Genomic DNA, 17,908 nt, shown 5'->3' on the forward strand with positions numbered 1-17,908 from the left:
TTTTTTAGCATGCAGACTAGAGTCAGGAGACCTCTGTCTTAGGAAATGTGAATCCTTCCCCGAAAACATCCCGAACATCATGGATGACCACAAATGCTTTTTCGTCTATGCGATGTACGATTTTTTTCAGTTCAAATAATTCCTGTTTATTAATGACTACATATAAAATTTCTTTCGATTCCTTCGTATAGCTGCCATGGGCGGAAAACACCGTCACACCTCTGTCCATGTCGTCGTTTACCTTTTTTGAGATCTCCTCGGCATGCTGAGAGATAATCGTGACAGCTTTTCGGGTATCAAAGCCTTCAATAATATAATCGAGGACTTTTGTAGAGATATAGATAGAAATAACGGTGTACATGGTGTTTTGAGCCCCGATAACAAAATAGGAACTGAGCACGACCAACAGGTCAAATCCAAGCATGGCACCACTGATGCTCCAGCCCAAATACTGATTTGCCATTCGCGCCAAAATGGTCGATCCTCCAGTCGTTCCGCCAGAACGTAGAACAAGTCCTAAACCAATTCCGATGAAAATACCGGCAAACACGGTACCAAGAATTGTATCCTTAACAGGTGTTCCTAATCCTTCTGTCATATGAAGGAAAACCGAGGTGAAAACAATGCAGAAAATCGTGTACAGTGTCACTCGTTTGTTAAGGAGCTTGTACCCTATAATCAAAAGAATGCCGTTCATAATAAAGTTCGTATAACTTGGCGACCAGGAGAAGAGATAATACAAGATCATAGAAATACCGGTAACTCCGCCTTCTCCCAGTTCATTTGGGATAGCGAAACAGTTTACACCAAGCGCGAAAAAGAATGAGCCAATAATAATCAGGATCAACTCTTTCAAATAGCTTTTCATGTTAATCCCCCTTTCATTGACAATAAAAATTCATTCAAATAAACCAACCACAAGGGCTGGCTTATTCATTCGTCCTTTTAGCCGGATTTGCCTGAAGGCCCGGCTTATTCAAGAAATCAATATATCACTCCTTGAAGGGAGTTTCAACACTTCTTGGATTTTATTCACATTTTATGTAAATAAACCTGTGAACCATATAGGTAACACAGGCTCATAAATTGGAATCAGCAGCAAGGAGGTGCGCCGCACTGAATGTTTTGGTGGTATACTTCACAGGTTTGATACTGAGAAACAGGATATTCATGAACATGCTGATATAGCAGGTGATTGACATGCTGGATTTGAACAGGGTGAACGTGAATGACCTCTTCAGTGTGGAAATACGGCTGAACACAGCACTGAGTAGGGTGAACAACGACATGCGGACGATGGCAACCATAACCGTAATACATGAACGATCTCTCCTTTGGGTTTTAAAATTATCATTAACTCACTTTTCAATTTATGAAATTTTGCCGGAAACGGACAGGGTACATGTCTATAAAAAATGATTTAGGCATAAAAAAAAGGAAATAATGAGAACAGGTGATAATATGAAGCTTAATAAAAAAAGCAGAAAACTCTACAGCGATGCCATCGACAGCATGCAGGAAGGGCTTGAAGCCATGATTGATCTCTATAATGAAGCGGAAGAAGATATCCCTTTGATCAATTTTGAAAAGGGAGTGCAAGAGGAGATTGAGAAGGCGAAAAAGAAGTATGGTTCATCTTTTATAGACGGCAAGATCAATGCTATCGTAAAAGAAGTTTTGTCTTTTCTTCCCATTGATGAACCGCAGGCAGACCAAGTGAAAAAGGACTAGACGCATGATCTGTCATTCATCGAGGAAGTTCTTACTATTTTCATAAATTTTTCTATTTTTTTACCTTTTCTTACAAAAAACCTTTATACTGAGAGAGTATAAAAGTTATGTGAAGATAAGGTGATGGAGCGGTGAGGGGATCTTTAGGGGAAGAAAGAAAAAGGGCCGGCAAAAGAGAAGCTGCGGTTGTATTAGTTTTGTCATTATTTACTTTGTTTGTGATTTTTGGAACATGGCATGTCAATAAAATAAAAGCAACCGCCATGGTTGGCCAGTATCATAAAGAAGAAATTCAAAAGAAATCCTATTCGCCAAAAACTTCGGCATCCCATACATCACAACAAAAAACTGCAAATGAGAATAAGAGCCTGAAAAAAGTGAAAACATCCAGTTCGATTGCAGAGGTTGAAAAGAAAGCAACCAGGCAGCCATCTTCCCAGCCATCCGCTTCAGAACAATCACCAAAAGAAAAAAACAAGATTGCAGCAAAACATCAACCAGCAGTCAAATCTGTTCAAAAATCATCAAAGAATGAAAACAAAGAAACAACCAAAGCTATTCCGCACCCTGCTATACATAAATCTATACCACCACAAAAAGTAGGTGCCGCCGAGCAGAAAACGGTCTATTTAACGTTTGATGATGGTCCATCCAATGTATCCGGAGGCCTCATGGACGTGCTCAGCAGCTATAATGCCAAAGCAACGTTCTTTATGCTGGAACCAAATATTTTAAGATTTCCGGAAGCGGTTAAACGGATGGATCAAGAAGGCCATGCTCTTGGGCTTCATGGTGTTACACATGATCCAAAAAAGATTTACCGAACAAAAGAAACCGTGGTCCAGGAGATGGATCAAGATAATGCAGCGCTGCAAAAGGTGACAGGCAAAAAAACGGTCCTCATCCGGACTCCATACGGCAGCGCGCCTTATATGAAACCTCCTTATCAGAAAGCGGTAAAAGACCATGGTTACCAGCTGTGGGATTGGACGATCGACAGTATGGACTGGTCGTTTCAAAGCCCGAAATATGTGGAGAATTCCATAAACCAACTAAAGAAAATAGCTCATCGGAAAGAGCCTATCGTAATTCTTATGCACGAACGGAAAGAAACATTGGAGAGCCTGCCAAAGCTTCTGGAATATCTTCAGAAAAATGGCTACCAGTTCAAACGAATTGAACCTGACATGCAGCCAGTCACTTTCCATTGCAAATAATTTAAGAATTGGTGCCAGGCACCAATTTTATTTTTGCTTCCTTGACACGGCGAGATATCTTAATTACAATATGTTTAAAAGTTTAAACGTTCGATATCTTGAACGTTTGGACATACTTGTAAAATATAACGTAAAGGCAGGCAGATCAGTATGAAACAGCAAACAGCTTTGATTACCGGAGCCTCTTCTGGTATAGGTTTAGAACTTGCAAAGCGTTTTGCAAGAGATGGCTATAATGTGGTGTTAGTAGCGAGGAACGAGCAAAGACTGCAAACCCTCAAACAGGAACTGGAAGCCGAATTTCACGTTCAATGCACTGTACATGTAAAGGACTTGTCTAAGTACAGTGAGGCAGAAGCATTATTTCAAGAACTGCAGCAACAGCAGATCACAGTCGACTTTTTAGTGAATAACGCTGGATATGGCTTATTTGGAGAATTTACGGAAACGGATCTACAGGATGAATTATCCATGATCGACATTAATATAAAAGCACTCACGACCCTAACTAAATTATTCCTCCCGGGAATGAAGCAGAGGAGGAATGGGAAAATATTAAATGTCGCTTCAACGGCCGCTTTTCAGCCAGGACCTTTAATGGCTGTATATTATGCAACAAAAGCCTATGTTTTGTCATTTTCAGAAGCTCTCGAAAATGAAATGAAGGGCAATGGGGTGACCGTTACGGCATTATGTCCAGGTCCAACGAAAACAGGTTTTGAATCACGTGCAAATCTGGGACAGTCAAAGCTCTTTAAGAGCGGCGTAATGGATGTAGAACGTGTAGCTAACATTGGCTATGAAGGATTAATGAAAGGAAAATCCATCGTGATCCCTGGTTTTAAAAACAGGCTGCTCGCTAACTCCATCCGGTTTATACCGAGGAAGTGGGTAACGGCAACTGTGAGAAATGTCCAGGAAAAATCATGATCCACTTGAAAAAGAACACGAAGTTATCTATTATGAGCATATATAGGTTTATGAGATTAAACAAATAGACGCAGAGGGGGATGGATATGGGACAGCAGGCAATAGATGTTTTTCGTTCCTGTATTCCGCTCTTGCAGGCATTAAGTGATCCCGCAAGGCAAGATATTATTTTATTGCTTGCTCAGCATGACCGGCTGACGGTCAATGAAATTACAGAGCATTCTACTTTATCAAGACCGGCTATTTCTCACCATTTGAAGATTTTGAGGGACATACAGCTGGTGACGATTGAGCAAAAAGGAACACAGCGCTTCTATTCATTGGCACTTGAGCCTTCCATTGGCTTATTGAAGCAGCTGATTCATACCGTGGAGAGTACATGTGATCTTTAGCCCGCTTAAGGTCCTTGTTTTTTGCATAAATAAGGACAAAACGTATGAAAAACCCTTCGCTGAAGGGTTTTTTAGATATCAAAATTATTGCTTTGCTGTGTGCTGTCTGTATTACCCTGCTTGTCCCAAGCAATGAGTACAACATCCAATTCTTTCTCCATATGATCCAATTTAGCTTTTTGCTCACTCGTTAATTGCGCCAAATCAAACTGTTTCAATTCATCCACCTCCATCTCTAATAAAAGAGTTCCCTAGTGTATAACGTTTTATCCCGAATATGTAAAAGACCCCCTGTCCACTTTGAGACAAGGGGTCATTCATTATGGGAGCACTTGGACCTTAGTCTTCATAATCCCAATAATGTCCGTCATTCATATCACTTTGGACACTAAATACATCGCCTCTTGGACCGGAAGATCTCCAACTGCAATCATCATTGTCGTCCATGCTGCCCATGGTATTGCCCTGGTTGCCGCGGCACGCCAAACAATCTGCAATACACTGTTCTCTTTTCCTTCCAAACAAGGAACGGCATACGTTTTGGCAGAATCGACGGCATCTAGGCCGTGCTAGAGAAGGCTGCTGGTTATTCTCCATTGCACCCATCACCGGGTTTTCAGTGGACTGTCGTCCGCAGTTACAGTTCTGGACGACCTGGATCGGCCGCTGGTTTCGGTTCCGGTTTTGTTGAGCACCTTGTACAGGCATCTGTACAGGAAACCGCATTCTAAATGAACTGCTGCTGGAGCTAGAGCTGCTAGAGCTGGAGCTAGAGCTGGAGCTAGAGCTGCTGGAACTGCTTGAAGATGATTCAAATCTCATTATTAATGAGCTTGAGCTGGACTCGCTTCGTCGACTTCTTCTTGAGGATTCACTTCTCCTGCGCTGGGATCCACTTCTTCTTGAGGATTCACTTCTTCTGCGCGAGGATTCATTTCTCCTGCGCGAGGATTCACTTCTCCTGCGCGAGGATTCACTTCTTCTTGGCATTTATTTCACCCCTTTCGAGATACTGTATTCATTTCGTGTGTTGCTAGAAAGGGACAAGAACCTCTTTTACGAAAAAAAGGCGCTGTTAAGCACTTTTTTAAAAAAATAGGAATAAAGACAATTTATGTAAAAGAGAGATTATGCTATGATGGATGGAAAATAGAGAGAAATCTTATAAATTTAGTTAAGGTTGATTTTATGAAAATAATAGATAATAGCACTGGAACAGTTTCTTACAACTATAATGCAGAACATATTAAAAACCTCTTTGATGCTGTGGCAAGCGGTATTCTCATCCTTTCATCCTCAGCGATAATCGAGCATATCAATTCAGCTGCCTGTAAAATGCTGGGCCTATCCGATGCTGACTTGGAGGGGCAGTCATACGATAACGCAAAATTTATGGCACTGGATGAATCGGGGTCTCCTCTTGATTTCTACAGCTATCCTTCTCAAATTACATTCAGGACAGGCGAGTCTGTAAAGGAAAGGATCATAGGTATCGTTTTATCCGATAAAATGTCATATAACTGGTATGTTGTCAGCACCAAACCTTTGTATATTGAAAAAGGAAGTCCTCACCAAGTAGTAGTTACCATCACTCCTATCACAGGTAAAGGAGAGATTGAAGAAGCTCTTCGTAAAAGCGAAGAGAAGTTCAGGTCACTCGTAACTTCTATGGAGGATACGGTATTTACACTCGACAAAGACCTGGTTCACACTGGAATGTACGGAAAATGGATGAAGAAGCATAATATAAATCCAGATTTTTATATCGGCCGAAGTGTACGCGAAGTATTCGGTGAGTTATCTTCAGGACATGAAGAAGTCTGCTATGAGGTTCTGAAAACAGGAACCACCAAGTTTTTTGAATGGAACAGGTCAAGAGAGGGCTGTACATTTTATTATCAGGCACTGATCTCCCCGTTAAAAACCTTCGAGGGAAATGTCTATGGAATTGTTGGCGTCTCGCGTGATGTGACCGAGCAAAAACAGATGGAGCTTGGTTTGTTGGAGAGCGAAGAGCGTTTCCGCCAATTTGCTGAAAACGCGAATGATGTCTTCTGGATGAGAGATTCAGCTACATGCGATTATATTTACTTAAGCCCTTCTTTTAAAAAACTATGGGGACTGGATGTCAGTGATATTTTTGAAAAGCGGAAAACATTTTACGATACGGTATTTCCAGATGATATGGACCGGATATCTGACACATTTGAATCCGTCCCAGAAACTGAATATGAAATAGAGTATCGGATTGTCAAGCCGGATGGAGAAATAAGATGGGTACGCTCAAGAGCTTTTCCCATCTTCAATGAACAGGGAGCGGTCTGGAGGGTAGCCGGAATTGTAGAAGATATTACCGATTTAAGAGATAAAGAAGAGCTGCTGCGGAAATCTGATAAGCTGGCTGTTGTAGGAGAACTTGCAGCAGGTATCGCTCATGAGATTCGAAACCCGTTAACAAGCATTAAAGGTTTTATTCAGCTGATCAAACCAGACATTAGAGAACACATAAGCGAGATTATCCTCTCAGAACTGGACCGCATTGAATCGATTATTAATGAATTTCTAATACTTGCCAAGCCGCACAGCGATATGGACTATAAGTGGAATGACATCAATCAATTTATCCGGCAGACCATCGTTTTACTGGATTCGGAGGCAAACTTGAACAATGTCCAGTTTGATCCATGTCTTACCGAACATCTCCCTCTTGTGCGAAGCGAAGGAAACCAAATTAAACAAGTGCTGATTAATGTGATCAAAAATGCGATTGAAGCGATGTCACAAGGCGGAACGATTAAAATAAAAACATCCATGCAAAAAGAAGAATTTGTCTGCCTGACCATCCAGGACGAAGGGATCGGAATAAGCGAAGAAAGGCTTAATCGCCTTGGAGAACCCTTCTATTCCAATAAAGAAAAAGGAATTGGACTCGGTTTGATGGTCAGTTTGAAAATTATTGAAAATCATAAAGGAACCATTACATTTTCGAGTAAAATTAATGAAGGAACAACAGTAACCATCTTGCTGCCTGTCGCAAAAAAGTAGAGCGCTGCAAAAGGATAGAGTAGTAAAAAGCATATTCTGAGAAGAATATGCTTTTTTGCTGTGTGAAAAAAAATCTCGCAGAATACTTAAAAAGGTTGTCACATAAGTTAAATGAGAGAGGTGAAATGATAGGGAAAAGGAGAAATGGCTGTGATCTGTTTATGTGAAGTTTTAAAAGAAGAAACATATCATGAGCGTATAGCGATTATAGAGGATAAACAAGAGATCATGAGGATCTTTGGCCTGGAAAATGAACAGTGGCTCCGCCTTTGGAATATTGATAATAGAATTTTAACATTGTGTTTTTCCTCCTTGGATCCCGAGTTTGACCGGTTTATTGTAGTGTACGATTATTCGCTGTTCTGCAAAGATCAGGACATAAAGCAAGCTATCATTTGGCATGAGATCGGCCATTCGCAATATCCTGTTTTGGAAGGGAAGATTGATCTGCATTCAGAAACGAAATGTGATGAACTGGCTTTTACGAAAGGATATAAATCAGGATTGGAAAAGTTTCTAAGACTAACTTACAAAATGGCAAAGACGCTCAATAATCAATTGCTGCTATCCATGACGAAAGAACGGATGAAGGCATTGAATCTTTTATATAAATATTAAAAAGCGAGTGGAATCTACGAAATTGATCCACTCGCTTTTACATTTAAGGAATAAGCAGGAGTTTTCCTGTGCTTTTCCGGCTTTCCAGAAAACGGTGGGCTTCTTTACCATCTTCAAGCTTAAATGAAGTGGTTTCTGGTATCTTAACAGAGCCCGAACGAATCATATCAAACAACTGATGAGACCTGGACACCCTTTCTGAATGGGAGGTGATAACATTCCAGAGATCACCGCCTGTCAGTGTTTTTGAAGTGTCCATCAGCATTCGTGGATCAACCGGCAGCGGATCACCGCCTGCCATTCCATAAAATACAGCCGTTCCGCCGATTCTTACCGCTTCAAAGCTATCCTTAAGGGTACTGCCTACAGAATCATAAATGACATCTGCTCCTTTATTTTCAGGAGAAACTTCTTTTACTTTACGCATCCAGGCTTCATCATAAAGAAAAACATGATCGGCTCCAGCAGACAAAGCAGCTTCTTTCTTCGCCTCAGAAGATGTCAGCCCAATTACCGTTCCGCCCAGTGCCTTGGAAATTTGGATGAGAAGCTGGCCTACACCGCCTGCCGCAGCATGGACAACAAGAAGTGTTCCGGGTTTTACGGGATAGCTGTCACGAGTCAGGTATTGAGCTGTTAAGCCTTGCAGCAGCAGAGAGGACGCGGTTTCAAATGAAATGTCATCAGGCAAAGGAATCAGGTGATCCTCCGGTACAGCGACAAGTTCAGCATTAGCATACGGTACATCGGCAAAGGCCACCCTATCTCCAGGCATCACCCCATTTACCCCTTCTCCGATCCTTTCCACGATTCCAGCGCCTTCATAACCGGCAATAAACGGAGGGGTGCCCTTCAAGTGATAGTTTCCTTTCCTCCGGTACACATCCGCAAAGTTAAGCCCGATCGCTTTCATGCGAACAAGTATTTCATTCTTTTGCAGCACTGGATTCGGAACGTCCTGATATTGTAAGACATCCGGTCCCCCAAATTCATTAAATGTTAAAGCCTTCATCGTTTGTATTCCTCATTTCAAGTAGTAGTCATACTATCATTGTAAACAAAATGGAGAAGTTTCACTAGAAAAGATAATTAAACAGGAAAAAGGTTTAAATCGTTAAATGTTGTGGAAACTGTGGTTGTAATGGAATATTTATCTATTTTACTTGGGAGGTCATTTGCATGATAAAAAAGATTACGTTCGTTTTAGGAATCGTTCTGGCTCTAACAGCCTGCTCCTCAGGCGGGGACAGCGGAGGAGGAAAAGGAGGCTCAATGGATACCGCTTCTGCGGAGAAAACGTTTAAACAAAACTGCGCCAGCTGCCACGGCAACAATCTTGAAGGCGGTACGGGGCCGGCTTTGAAAGACATCGGAAAAGAACATACCAAGGCGGAAATATTAAAGCAGATTAGAAACGGAGGTGGAGGTATGCCTGCTGGATTAATCCAGGGCAAGGAAGCGGAGAACGTTGCTCAATGGCTGGCCAAGAAAAAATAAAGGAAAAAAGAGGCTGAATTCATTCAATGGAATGGATCCTGCCTCTTTTTTATGCCTTTTTTCATGAAACGTTGGTAGTCTTCTGATGAAGGGATGCCGATGTTTTTTTGTCCTGTACAAGAACTGCAGCTGAGATAACCAGCAGAATACCGATGGTCTGCAAGAGTGTCAGTTCTTCCTTGAAAAGGAAGAACCCGGTGAGTGTAGCAACAACGGGCTCAATGGTTGAAACGATGGCAGCCCGGCTCGGTTCAACCTGTCGGAGTCCTACGGTGTAAAGGATATAGGCGAAGACAGTCGGAATAATTCCAAGTCCTGAAATATAAAGGAATGCTTTTCCATTCTCGAGTAAATGTATGGATGTTGCCAGCCCGCTAACAGGAAACAGAGCCAGACCTGCAAAAATAAAAGTAAATGTCGTAATCGTAAGTGTATGGTATTTGGCAGATGCGGCTTTGCCAAAAATACTGTACAAAGAATAACCCAGTCCAGCTCCTAAACCCGTAAGAAGCCCGGACAAAGTAATGCCTGCCTTAGCAGATGGCATGTAACCGACAACGAACAGACAGCCGAGGAACGTGACACCAAGAGCTGTTAATTTCTTTCCTGTGATCAAGTCATTGAAAAAGATACGCGACAAGATCAGTACAAATGCAGGTGCTGTATACAACAAGACGGCTGCAACGGACAGAGACATTTCTTCCATCGCTTTAAAATAGCACCAGTTAAAAAACGCGATACTGAGCAAGCCGGTCCCAATAAAATAATGAGTATCTCTTAATTTTATCCTTAGCAGTGAGCGGTCCGTAAAAAGCGTGATGATGATAAACGCAATGGCCGCTCCTAATGCACGCAATACTACAATCTGAATCGGGGTAAACCCTAATGAAGACAGTTCCTTAATGAATATACCTATTGTTCCCCATAGAGCCGCACCGCTTGCAATCCATATATAGGGCCATTTCATTCATTGCCCACCTCGTTTCTCCTTATCTTTTTTCAAGCGTATCGCAATTCAACCCATTTTTGAAGACCCTGTATAGAATCGGCTGAAAAACAAAGAAGACGTATGATTGTCCGGACTTGCTGGACCCCTTCCAAAAATTGCTCCCTGCAACTTCGTATATCCGCCTTTTCAGAAAGGAAGCATAAGGAAAAAAGGAGGTACACCTTTGAAGAAAATTCTCGCAATAACATTTGCCTTAACGCTGACCCTGACAGGCTGCGGCAGTATAAAGGGGCAAGAACAAGGTGCTGCTGATGCAGACAAGACAGGGAAAGAACACCCAAGGCTGCAGCAAGTAAAATACAATGGCAGCAAACAAAAAGATATAACACCGTCACAGACCACTCATAAAAAAACAAAAATCACGACCATTGGTTTTTTAGAGCCTGTTGACCAACGGGCTGCTGTCAAAGAAGTTAAAGATGTGGGCAGGCATTTATCATATGTTGCTTTTTTCAGCTATCGTGTAAAAGCTGACGGTAATTTAATCGGCATCAAGGATGATCAGGCACTGGCTGCTACAAGGAAACAAGGGGCCGTTCCGATGCTTGTGCTGACCAATTTTACAGAAGGGAATTTCTCTCCTGATGTAGCACATAAAATCTTTACGGACAAAACGGTATCCGAGCGATTAATCAAAAACGTTATCCAAACGATGAAAACAAAAGGATACAAAGCACTCAACATCGATTTTGAACACATCCGCGCTAAAGACAGAGATTTATACAACGGATTCCTTGAAACGATTTTGCCAAGAGTGAAAAAGGAAGGATTTATCACTTCAACGGCGCTTGCACCTAAAACGAGTGATGAACAGTCAGGACCGTGGCACGGTGCCCATGATTATAAAAGACATGGGGAGCTTGCGGACTTTGTTATTTTAATGACGTACGAATGGGGTTGGTCTGGAGGTCCGCCGATGGCTGTTTCTCCTGTTCCGCAAGTTCGCAAAGTTATCGATTATGCTGCCTCGGTCATCCCGCGCAAAAAAATCGTTATGGGCGCTCCGTTATATGGCTATGATTGGATACTTCCATATAAGAAGGGCAATCCTTTCGCCAAACGGATCGCTCCGCAGGAAGCCACGGAACTTGCCATCAAGGAAGGCGCAGACATTAAATACGACAACAAAGCTCATTCTCCATATTTTAACTACACAGATGACAAAGGTAAAAAACACGTGGTTTGGTTTGAGAACGAAGAAAGCGCTCAAGCAAAATTCAATCAGGTAAAATATTATAACCTTCGTGGAATTGCCTATTGGGTGCTTGGTGAACCGTTCCCTCATAACTGGAGCATGCTTGAAGATCAATTTAACGTAAGAAATGCAAAATAAAAAATGCAGGGAGATTCTATTAGCCGGCAGTTCACCGGATAGGGTCTCTTTTTTATCTAATTAAAATGGACAAAAAAACTTTTTCGCAGGAGAGAAATTGTATTATGAACAGGGAAAATACCTGAAGCTGATCTCTCTTTAGGTAATGGTAAAAAATATTGGCATTAATCTACGGTAAAGACCTTTTGTGAACAAGAAAAAAATCGATTGAAATCGATATAGACCAGGAAAGGAAGAAGAGGACCGCCAAGGGGGAATAGTATCCTACCTATTCGCAGAAACATATCCGTCAAGAATAGAACGTTTGATTGTTGAAGACATTATTCCTCCTTTTGAAGATATTTCATTAAGATAGCCATTTATAAGCTACAGCTTTATACCGTCCTTTAAATTATTAAGGATAACAGAGCTTTGAATTTGCTGATGATTTATTCTGCTTGCCTTTCGTGGTTCTATCCTTGTAAGTAATTGATCTTTGTGAAAAATATTGTAAAGCATACTTCATCCTATGTTTGGAACAATACCATTGTATTTAGGATAAAAAGGAGGGGAATCAAAATGGATCAACAGAAATTATTAGCTGCCCACGAGTCTTTGGACTTACATGAGGCCATTAACTTTAAAACGCTTTGTATCGCCAAGTCTAAATTAATGCAAGGATTGGTTTTTGATGATGATCTTAGGAATTTAATGAAAAAAGATGTTGAACAATCGATACAGGATCTTACTGAATTGCAATCCCTCTATGAACGAGCACCTTTTCAAGCTCCTGTTCCTCAAAATCGCCCAACCCCCATCATTAATGGAAAGGAAGGAACCATTCATTGAATAATGATTATTTGGACCCGATAAACTCGCTGCATATGCCTGAACTAGCAGACACCACCTTTGCAATGGATTTTCTTCTTCGTGCCAAAGAAGGCGTTCGCAACATAGCTGTAGCATTAACCGAATCCGCATCACCTGATGTTCGTGCCGCATTAAGAAAACAATTGATGCAGGGCATTGCGATGCATCAGGAAATATCTGAGTTGATGATCAAGAAAAAATGGTTCCATCCTTACGAACTAACGGAACAGTATCAATTGGATCAGCTTTCGGCCAACAATACGATTAAGATTGGCAAAATGAACCTGTTTCCCATTGAGACCAATCGAAAGGGCATGTTTGATCGGACACCTGATGAACATTAACACTGGAGGTTATATAGTATGAAGGCGGTAACGTACCAAGGGATAAAAAATGTTGTTGTGAAAGAAGTGCCTGACCCTAAGATTGAAAAACCAGATGACATGATTATTAAAGTGACCAGTACAGCGATATGTGGTTCTGATTTGCATTTAATTCATGGCATGATCCCTAACCTGCAAGAGAACTATGTCATTGGACATGAACCGATGGGAATCGTTGAAGAGGTTGGTCCTGAAGTGACTAAACTAAAAAAGGGAGACCGCGTGATCATTCCATTTAACATCGCATGCGGTGAATGCCGTTACTGTAAAGACCATTTGGAAAGTCAATGCGACAACTCAAATGATAATGGAGATATGGGAGCCTATTTCGGTTATTCCGGAACAACTGGCGGTTATCCAGGCGGGCAAGCGGAATATTTGAGAGTCCCTTTTGCCAACTTTACTCATTTTAAAATCCCGGAGACCTGCGAGGAACCTGATGAAAAGTTAACGGTTATTGGGGATGCGATGACCACTGGTTTTTGGAGTGTTGATAATGCGGGCGTAAAGGACGGGGACACCGTTATCGTTTTGGGATGTGGTCCCGTGGGACTTTTTGCACAAAAGTTTTGCTGGCTAAAAGGGGCGAAGCGGGTGATTGCAGTCGATTATGTGAATTATCGCTTGCAGCATGCGAAACGGACAAACAAAGTTGAAATTGTGAACTTTGAAGATCATAAAAATTGTGGAGAATACCTGAAGGAAATCACCAAGGGCGGTGCCGATGTAGTCATTGATGCTGTTGGTATGGACGGAAAAATGACCGATATGGAGTTTCTTGCCAGCGGATTAAAACTCCAGAGTGGTGCATTTGGTGCATTTATCATGGCGACCCAGGCCGTCCGAAAAGGCGGCAATATCCAGGTGACCGGCGTTTATGCAGGAAAATATAACGGTTTCCCATTTGGAGATATTATGAACCGCAATGTCAATATCCGCTCCGGACAAGCTCCAGTCATTCACTATATGCCTTATATGTTTGAACTGGTTTCTACAGGAAAAATTGATCCGGGAGATGTGGTCAGCCATGTCCTTCCGCTCAGTGAAGCGAAGCGTGGCTATGAGATTTTTGACACCAAAACGGATGATTGTATAAAAGTCGTCTTGAAGCCTTGAGGAAGGAGGATTGAAAAATGAACTATGCCTTACACGAAGTACTTGAGGTTCAAGAAATGGCCGCTTTTAAAACAAATTGTTTAACCAAGTCTAAAACAATGAGAGCACTGGTTAGTGACCCAAGGCTAAAAGAAATTATGCAGCAAGACATTGATCTTTCCACCAGACAGTTAAACGAATATACTTCTGTTTTATCTAATGCAAAGCAATCGTTAGGAGCTGAGTAAAATTGAATTCAATCATTGAAAACGTAACAGGAATGGATGCACTTTCCGACCAGATTGTTGCGATGGATTTATTGATTGCGGCAAAAAGTGGAGTTAGAAATTACGCCATGGCTGTTACGGAAGCCGGAACACCTGAAATCAAAGAAATGTTAACTCGGCATTTGGAGGAAGCCATTGAGATGCATGAACAAGTTTCCGGTTATATCGTGGAAAAAGGATGGTATCACGCTTGGGATACGAACGAGCAAATCCAATTGAACTTGACGAATATGAAGACCGCTTTGGATTTGCCAACACTATAGATCATGTAAACGGGCTGTCCAAGAAGTCTGGAAGCCGTTGATTTTCGTTCCAGGCCGCTCGCTTTTATCGGCGCGAGCGCGGGGCGTGCGGTGGTAGTCTCACCTGTCACGCTAGTCCCGCGGGACAAGGAACGCTGCGGCAGCGGTGCATCGCACGAAGAAAATGTGATTTTCATTTTCGAAGATCTCGCACCTTCCACTACAATCAACTTTTCATTCATTGAAGATTTTTTACCCAAAAAGGGGATGCCTGAAGGTCAATTCAGGACAGCCCCTTATTTATTGTCAGAATGCAGGAGCAGGCAATTCATCTATGTTCATGCGAAGCAAACTATACGGCTTTTCTCGCAGGTCCCTTCCATAATGAAACCTGGACTGCCGGTGTAATTGGTTTACAATGATATATAAGTATTGATCCGGGCCAATCGAAAACGTGTCCGGCCATAAAATCCTCGGGTCATGTGCAATGGTTTCCATGTTTCCGTTCGGCATGATCTTTCGTATGCTGTTGTTTTCATAATCCCCTGCATAGACGTTTCCTTTTGCCCCGGTGATCATTCCGTCAGAAGCCCCTTTTTCTCCCCAATACTCTACGCGGGAAAGTAAATCCTTCTCCGGTATCGTTCTGTCTCTCAGGGCTTCTGTTGAAATGGAGAACAGATGACGGCTTGTTAATGGACAAAAAAATAATGTCTTTCCATCCGCAGAAATCGCAATACCATCAGACGCCAGTCGAAAGGGAGAAATAGAGCCATCTTTATTGCGGTTCATCAGTATTTTACCTTCTACTTTTGGCAAGAAATAGGAATCGGGTGATGTAGGAGGGGTTCCACTTAACCGTCTGAATGCCTTTCCAGTTTCTAAATCCACAACAATGATCGCTCCTGGACCTTTGGAGGATGAATCTGTAATATAGGCATAACCGGCTTTTCCTACGCGAAAATCAAAGCGAACATCATTCAAATATGTGGTTGGCAGGATTACTTCTTCTGTAAAGGTATACACATTTCTGATTGTATTTGTTTTTAAATCAACAGCGACCAGTTTTGCTCCCCCTTTAATTGGTTCAGAAAAATTGGGTGCTGCTGTATCCAATACCCAAAGTGTTCCCCTTCCATCAGCCACTACACTTTGGACACTGATAAATGACATCGCAACGTTTGCCGGGTTGGCCAAATTTGTTTCTAAATTTGGATAAGGCTGCAATTGATCCCCGGCAATTTCCGCCACCGTAAATTTCACGTCATCTCCCCATTTCGGAAAGCAAACGAAAATACGCCCGGTTTCTGACACGGTAACTCCTGTAGGCATAGCCCCATAAAATGAATGAACGAGTTCAAACTTACCGAAATATTTTTCCATAGGCAGCATAAATTTCATCATCTCCCTCATCCGATTTGAACCGATATACCTATATATGACCGGCAGTTTTTCTTGTGCATGGCAAAGCACATGGGCGGAGCACTTGCTTTTTTCTTTGGTTAAAATATATTCACCTGAACATTTGTATTGATGTTCCGTAAAAAGAAAAGAACAGCAGCCAATCAAAAAAATAAAAATGAAGAGAAGAACAGGATTACGCCATGAAGCTGTGACGCTTGAATTATTAAATAATGTAACAGCGAAAATGGATGATGCTGAAAATCGTACAGAGGCAAACAAACAACGGTGCATCTTTTTCGCTTGTTTACATACAAACGTTAATTGACAGGGAGAGACTGAACGAGGCCATTATTCAGCCACGGGATTGAAGCCGAAGTAAACATCGATATTCTGCTCGATATGCTTATCGATCGTATCCTCATTTATAAACAAACACCGGATGAGCTCTTTATTTCCGAGCTGGTGGACCATGTCATTGCCGGTATTTTGCCAGCGTTCAGTGGAAAGTAAAGGAGATTTTTAGTGGAAAAGAAATATTCAATCATGACTCTTATTTTACTGTGGAGTGGGTTGGTCATTGTTTCGAGCATGTATGTAACCATCCCGCTGACCACAGTATTTACAGGCACTTTTCATATAACGGCCAATCAGGCGGCTTTTATTGATCAATTTTCAGGATTAGTGATGCTCCGGGCGCTTGAAAGATTGATTGCAGCAGCTTTTGCTCTGATCTCTTTCGTTTATGCGGCAGAGATGTTTCCGCCTGAAAAGCGTCTGACAGCAGTCGGTTTATATTAATGGTGAGTTTTATTAACTTTTCGTAAAATACTTATTAATAAACGTTTGGTATAATACACTTGACCCCGGTGGAAACTACCGTTATGTCGGTTCCATCTCTGGATTTGGACGCTGGACGCACATCACCGGCACCTCTAGCGGTAGCGTGCTCTTCTACAATGCCTATACTGGTGAGGGTGCGACTGCCCGGATCGATCCCGCAGGAAACTACCATTTCGTCAGTTCCATCTCCGGAGTTGGGAGCTGGACCATATCGCTCAGACGGAATGAGCGGCACAATCATTTCATTTTTGCCCGAAGCAATTTGTACCTCTCCTTCAAACAATATCCCACGATACTTTCATATTTCGGCAAAAGGAAACAATTTTTATAAGGCTTTTTCTAAATAATACCTAATAAGATTTTTTTGATTTTTTTTATTTATAAACTTACCTCGCCTTACAAAAAATTTATTTCCGTGCAGTTTAATTGTGTCACCGATTGATATAATGGGTTTATTATTAGAAAGCAATAACAAAAGTTGTTCACCAGTTCCTGAAAAAATCTTCTTATTACCTGCAATGAGTTCATGTCTATATTCCTCTGGTTTTCTTATCATATCAATCCCCGCTCTATTGTTTTTATAGTGTTTACCCGGAATGATTTGGCATAAACACCAAAAATTCGAGATTTTTATTAATGGATACAAATTGATTCGACTACCCCCCGATCATTAAGTGCCTGGTATGGCCTCAAAGTCTTCTCTATAGGCAGCAACAAAAAAACACCCTCTAAAGGTTGCCTAAAAAATTTATAGCTGCTCAATCATTCCTGAGAGCAACACGCCATCTTTTTGTTTTTCACAAACTCTTAAACGTATAAACAATTCACTTTGGAGATTCTTCGCTGTCCTCATTACTTGATCATCTTCTTGATCACTAATTGTATTTATAAAAATTGTAAATGTTTCACCGTTTTGACTGGCATTTTTTAATCTATTCAACAAAGTACTGTAATCCATACAAAAGAGCACCCAATTTGGATGCTCCGCCTTTGTTGATTATCAAAATTCAACCTAAGAAAAAATCGCTTTTTCTTA

The 17,908-nt window shown here is 41.5% G+C and carries 23 protein-coding genes; 14 read left to right on the forward strand and 9 right to left on the reverse strand.

Going from position 1 to position 17,908, the window contains the following annotated elements:
- Positions 1-22 precede the first annotated feature (22 nt).
- Positions 23-868, reverse strand: a complete 846-nt coding sequence (locus P4361_RS03240) for a YitT family protein (protein ID WP_053357369.1) — start codon at positions 866-868, stop codon at positions 23-25.
- Between the two features lie 224 nt (positions 869-1,092).
- Entirely contained in the window at positions 1,093-1,320 is a 228-nt protein-coding gene (locus P4361_RS03245) for a CotD family spore coat protein (RefSeq protein ID WP_328088286.1), read from the reverse strand.
- A 141-nt stretch (positions 1,321-1,461) separates the two neighbouring features.
- On the opposite strand from P4361_RS03245, the gene P4361_RS03250 reads away from it, so the two are divergent.
- The 4 genes from P4361_RS03250 to P4361_RS03265 all read left to right on the forward strand — a co-directional run bounded on the left by P4361_RS03250 (position 1,462) and on the right by P4361_RS03265 (position 4,270).
- Positions 1,462-1,731 (forward strand): hypothetical protein, encoded by a 270-nt coding sequence (locus P4361_RS03250; RefSeq protein WP_053357370.1) that lies wholly within the window; start codon positions 1,462-1,464, stop codon positions 1,729-1,731.
- A 131-nt stretch (positions 1,732-1,862) separates the two neighbouring features.
- The gene (locus tag P4361_RS03255; RefSeq protein ID WP_328088287.1) at positions 1,863-2,948 is read left to right on the forward strand and encodes a polysaccharide deacetylase family protein; all 1,086 of its coding nucleotides are present in this window, start codon (positions 1,863-1,865) and stop codon (positions 2,946-2,948) included.
- Between the two features lie 150 nt (positions 2,949-3,098).
- Positions 3,099-3,878 (forward strand): SDR family oxidoreductase, encoded by a 780-nt coding sequence (locus P4361_RS03260; protein ID WP_328088288.1) that lies wholly within the window; start codon positions 3,099-3,101, stop codon positions 3,876-3,878.
- An 86-nt stretch (positions 3,879-3,964) separates the two neighbouring features.
- The gene (locus tag P4361_RS03265; protein WP_062233339.1) at positions 3,965-4,270 is read left to right on the forward strand and encodes an ArsR/SmtB family transcription factor; all 306 of its coding nucleotides are present in this window, start codon (positions 3,965-3,967) and stop codon (positions 4,268-4,270) included.
- A gap of 71 nt (positions 4,271-4,341) precedes the next feature.
- Here the strand turns inward: P4361_RS03265 and P4361_RS03270 are convergent, their stop codons facing one another.
- Positions 4,342-4,488 (reverse strand): hypothetical protein, encoded by a 147-nt coding sequence (locus P4361_RS03270; protein WP_156418878.1) that lies wholly within the window; start codon positions 4,486-4,488, stop codon positions 4,342-4,344.
- A gap of 121 nt (positions 4,489-4,609) precedes the next feature.
- Positions 4,610-4,996, reverse strand: coding sequence for a hypothetical protein (locus P4361_RS03275; RefSeq protein WP_328088289.1), 387 nt, complete (start codon positions 4,994-4,996; stop codon positions 4,610-4,612).
- A 462-nt stretch (positions 4,997-5,458) separates the two neighbouring features.
- On the opposite strand from P4361_RS03275, the gene P4361_RS03280 reads away from it, so the two are divergent.
- Both P4361_RS03280 and P4361_RS03285 read left to right on the forward strand, forming a co-directional pair.
- Positions 5,459-7,315 carry a PAS domain S-box protein gene (locus P4361_RS03280; protein ID WP_328088290.1) on the forward strand — a complete coding sequence of 619 codons (1,857 nt, stop codon included), beginning with the start codon at positions 5,459-5,461 and terminating at the stop codon, positions 7,313-7,315.
- Positions 7,316-7,465: 150 nt separating this feature from the next.
- Positions 7,466-7,933 (forward strand): hypothetical protein, encoded by a 468-nt coding sequence (locus P4361_RS03285; RefSeq protein ID WP_328088291.1) that lies wholly within the window; start codon positions 7,466-7,468, stop codon positions 7,931-7,933.
- A gap of 43 nt (positions 7,934-7,976) precedes the next feature.
- Here the strand turns inward: P4361_RS03285 and P4361_RS03290 are convergent, their stop codons facing one another.
- Positions 7,977-8,945, reverse strand: coding sequence for a quinone oxidoreductase (locus tag P4361_RS03290; protein WP_328088292.1), 969 nt, complete (start codon positions 8,943-8,945; stop codon positions 7,977-7,979).
- Between the two features lie 167 nt (positions 8,946-9,112).
- On the opposite strand from P4361_RS03290, the gene P4361_RS03295 reads away from it, so the two are divergent.
- Complete coding sequence (locus P4361_RS03295) at positions 9,113-9,430, forward strand: c-type cytochrome (protein WP_062233349.1); 318 nt, start codon at positions 9,113-9,115, stop codon at positions 9,428-9,430.
- Positions 9,431-9,491: 61 nt separating this feature from the next.
- On the opposite strand, the gene P4361_RS03300 is transcribed toward P4361_RS03295, so the two are convergent.
- Positions 9,492-10,397 carry a DMT family transporter gene (locus P4361_RS03300; protein ID WP_328088293.1) on the reverse strand — a complete coding sequence of 302 codons (906 nt, stop codon included), beginning with the start codon at positions 10,395-10,397 and terminating at the stop codon, positions 9,492-9,494.
- 205 nt (positions 10,398-10,602) lie between these two features.
- On the opposite strand from P4361_RS03300, the gene P4361_RS03305 reads away from it, so the two are divergent.
- The 6 genes from P4361_RS03305 to P4361_RS03330 all read left to right on the forward strand — a co-directional run bounded on the left by P4361_RS03305 (position 10,603) and on the right by P4361_RS03330 (position 14,649).
- Positions 10,603-11,772: a glycosyl hydrolase family 18 protein gene (locus tag P4361_RS03305; RefSeq protein WP_328088294.1), complete on the forward strand. Its 1,170-nt coding sequence runs from the start codon at positions 10,603-10,605 to the stop codon at positions 11,770-11,772.
- Between the two features lie 558 nt (positions 11,773-12,330).
- Positions 12,331-12,600 (forward strand): spore gernimation protein GerQ, encoded by a 270-nt coding sequence (locus tag P4361_RS03310; protein WP_256226431.1) that lies wholly within the window; start codon positions 12,331-12,333, stop codon positions 12,598-12,600.
- Positions 12,597-12,965, forward strand: a complete 369-nt coding sequence (locus P4361_RS03315; protein ID WP_062233367.1) for a spore coat protein — start codon at positions 12,597-12,599, stop codon at positions 12,963-12,965. Before P4361_RS03310 ends, P4361_RS03315 begins: the two co-directional genes overlap by 4 nt.
- An 18-nt stretch (positions 12,966-12,983) precedes the next feature.
- Positions 12,984-14,120, forward strand: a complete 1,137-nt coding sequence (locus P4361_RS03320; RefSeq protein WP_328088295.1) for a zinc-dependent alcohol dehydrogenase — start codon at positions 12,984-12,986, stop codon at positions 14,118-14,120.
- A gap of 17 nt (positions 14,121-14,137) precedes the next feature.
- A complete protein-coding gene (locus P4361_RS03325) occupies positions 14,138-14,347 on the forward strand; it encodes a hypothetical protein (protein WP_248254138.1) in 210 nt (69 codons plus the stop codon).
- A gap of 2 nt (positions 14,348-14,349) precedes the next feature.
- Positions 14,350-14,649, forward strand: coding sequence for a spore coat protein (locus P4361_RS03330; RefSeq protein ID WP_328088296.1), 300 nt, complete (start codon positions 14,350-14,352; stop codon positions 14,647-14,649).
- A gap of 285 nt (positions 14,650-14,934) precedes the next feature.
- Here the strand turns inward: P4361_RS03330 and P4361_RS03335 are convergent, their stop codons facing one another.
- Complete coding sequence (locus P4361_RS03335; protein WP_256226428.1) at positions 14,935-16,029, reverse strand: major royal jelly family protein; 1,095 nt, start codon at positions 16,027-16,029, stop codon at positions 14,935-14,937.
- A gap of 525 nt (positions 16,030-16,554) precedes the next feature.
- Here P4361_RS03335 and P4361_RS03340 point away from each other — a divergent pair.
- Positions 16,555-16,830: a hypothetical protein gene (locus P4361_RS03340; protein WP_328088297.1), complete on the forward strand. Its 276-nt coding sequence runs from the start codon at positions 16,555-16,557 to the stop codon at positions 16,828-16,830.
- 367 nt (positions 16,831-17,197) lie between these two features.
- Here the strand turns inward: P4361_RS03340 and P4361_RS03345 are convergent, their stop codons facing one another.
- Complete coding sequence (locus tag P4361_RS03345) at positions 17,198-17,518, reverse strand: hypothetical protein (protein WP_256226419.1); 321 nt, start codon at positions 17,516-17,518, stop codon at positions 17,198-17,200.
- A 102-nt stretch (positions 17,519-17,620) separates the two neighbouring features.
- Complete coding sequence (locus P4361_RS03350; protein WP_091003579.1) at positions 17,621-17,830, reverse strand: hypothetical protein; 210 nt, start codon at positions 17,828-17,830, stop codon at positions 17,621-17,623.
- Positions 17,831-17,908 lie beyond the last annotated feature (78 nt).

This window comes from Fictibacillus sp. B-59209, assembly GCF_036216745.1.
Lineage (GTDB): Bacteria > Bacillota > Bacilli > Bacillales > Fictibacillaceae > Fictibacillus_C > Fictibacillus_C marinisediminis.

What these genes read in the sequence shown, in the direction of transcription:
- P4361_RS03240 (WP_053357369.1), bottom strand. Translation starts at nt 868, where the DNA reads ATGAAAAGCTATTTGAAAGAGTTGATCCTGATTATTATTGGCTCATTC.
- P4361_RS03245 (WP_328088286.1), bottom strand. Translation starts at nt 1,320, where the DNA reads ATGTATTACGGTTATGGTTGCCATCGTCCGCATGTCGTTGTTCACCCT.
- P4361_RS03250 (WP_053357370.1), top strand. Translation starts at nt 1,462, where the DNA reads ATGAAGCTTAATAAAAAAAGCAGAAAACTCTACAGCGATGCCATCGAC.
- P4361_RS03260 (WP_328088288.1), top strand. Translation starts at nt 3,099, where the DNA reads ATGAAACAGCAAACAGCTTTGATTACCGGAGCCTCTTCTGGTATAGGT.
- P4361_RS03265 (WP_062233339.1), top strand. Translation starts at nt 3,965, where the DNA reads ATGGGACAGCAGGCAATAGATGTTTTTCGTTCCTGTATTCCGCTCTTG.
- P4361_RS03275 (WP_328088289.1), bottom strand. Translation starts at nt 4,996, where the DNA reads ATGCGGTTTCCTGTACAGATGCCTGTACAAGGTGCTCAACAAAACCGG.
- P4361_RS03280 (WP_328088290.1), top strand. Translation starts at nt 5,459, where the DNA reads ATGAAAATAATAGATAATAGCACTGGAACAGTTTCTTACAACTATAAT.
- P4361_RS03290 (WP_328088292.1), bottom strand. Translation starts at nt 8,945, where the DNA reads ATGAAGGCTTTAACATTTAATGAATTTGGGGGACCGGATGTCTTACAA.
- P4361_RS03295 (WP_062233349.1), top strand. Translation starts at nt 9,113, where the DNA reads ATGATAAAAAAGATTACGTTCGTTTTAGGAATCGTTCTGGCTCTAACA.
- P4361_RS03300 (WP_328088293.1), bottom strand. Translation starts at nt 10,397, where the DNA reads ATGAAATGGCCCTATATATGGATTGCAAGCGGTGCGGCTCTATGGGGA.
- P4361_RS03310 (WP_256226431.1), top strand. Translation starts at nt 12,331, where the DNA reads ATGGATCAACAGAAATTATTAGCTGCCCACGAGTCTTTGGACTTACAT.
- P4361_RS03320 (WP_328088295.1), top strand. Translation starts at nt 12,984, where the DNA reads ATGAAGGCGGTAACGTACCAAGGGATAAAAAATGTTGTTGTGAAAGAA.
- P4361_RS03325 (WP_248254138.1), top strand. Translation starts at nt 14,138, where the DNA reads ATGAACTATGCCTTACACGAAGTACTTGAGGTTCAAGAAATGGCCGCT.
- P4361_RS03335 (WP_256226428.1), bottom strand. Translation starts at nt 16,029, where the DNA reads ATGAAATTTATGCTGCCTATGGAAAAATATTTCGGTAAGTTTGAACTC.
- P4361_RS03350 (WP_091003579.1), bottom strand. Translation starts at nt 17,830, where the DNA reads ATGGATTACAGTACTTTGTTGAATAGATTAAAAAATGCCAGTCAAAAC.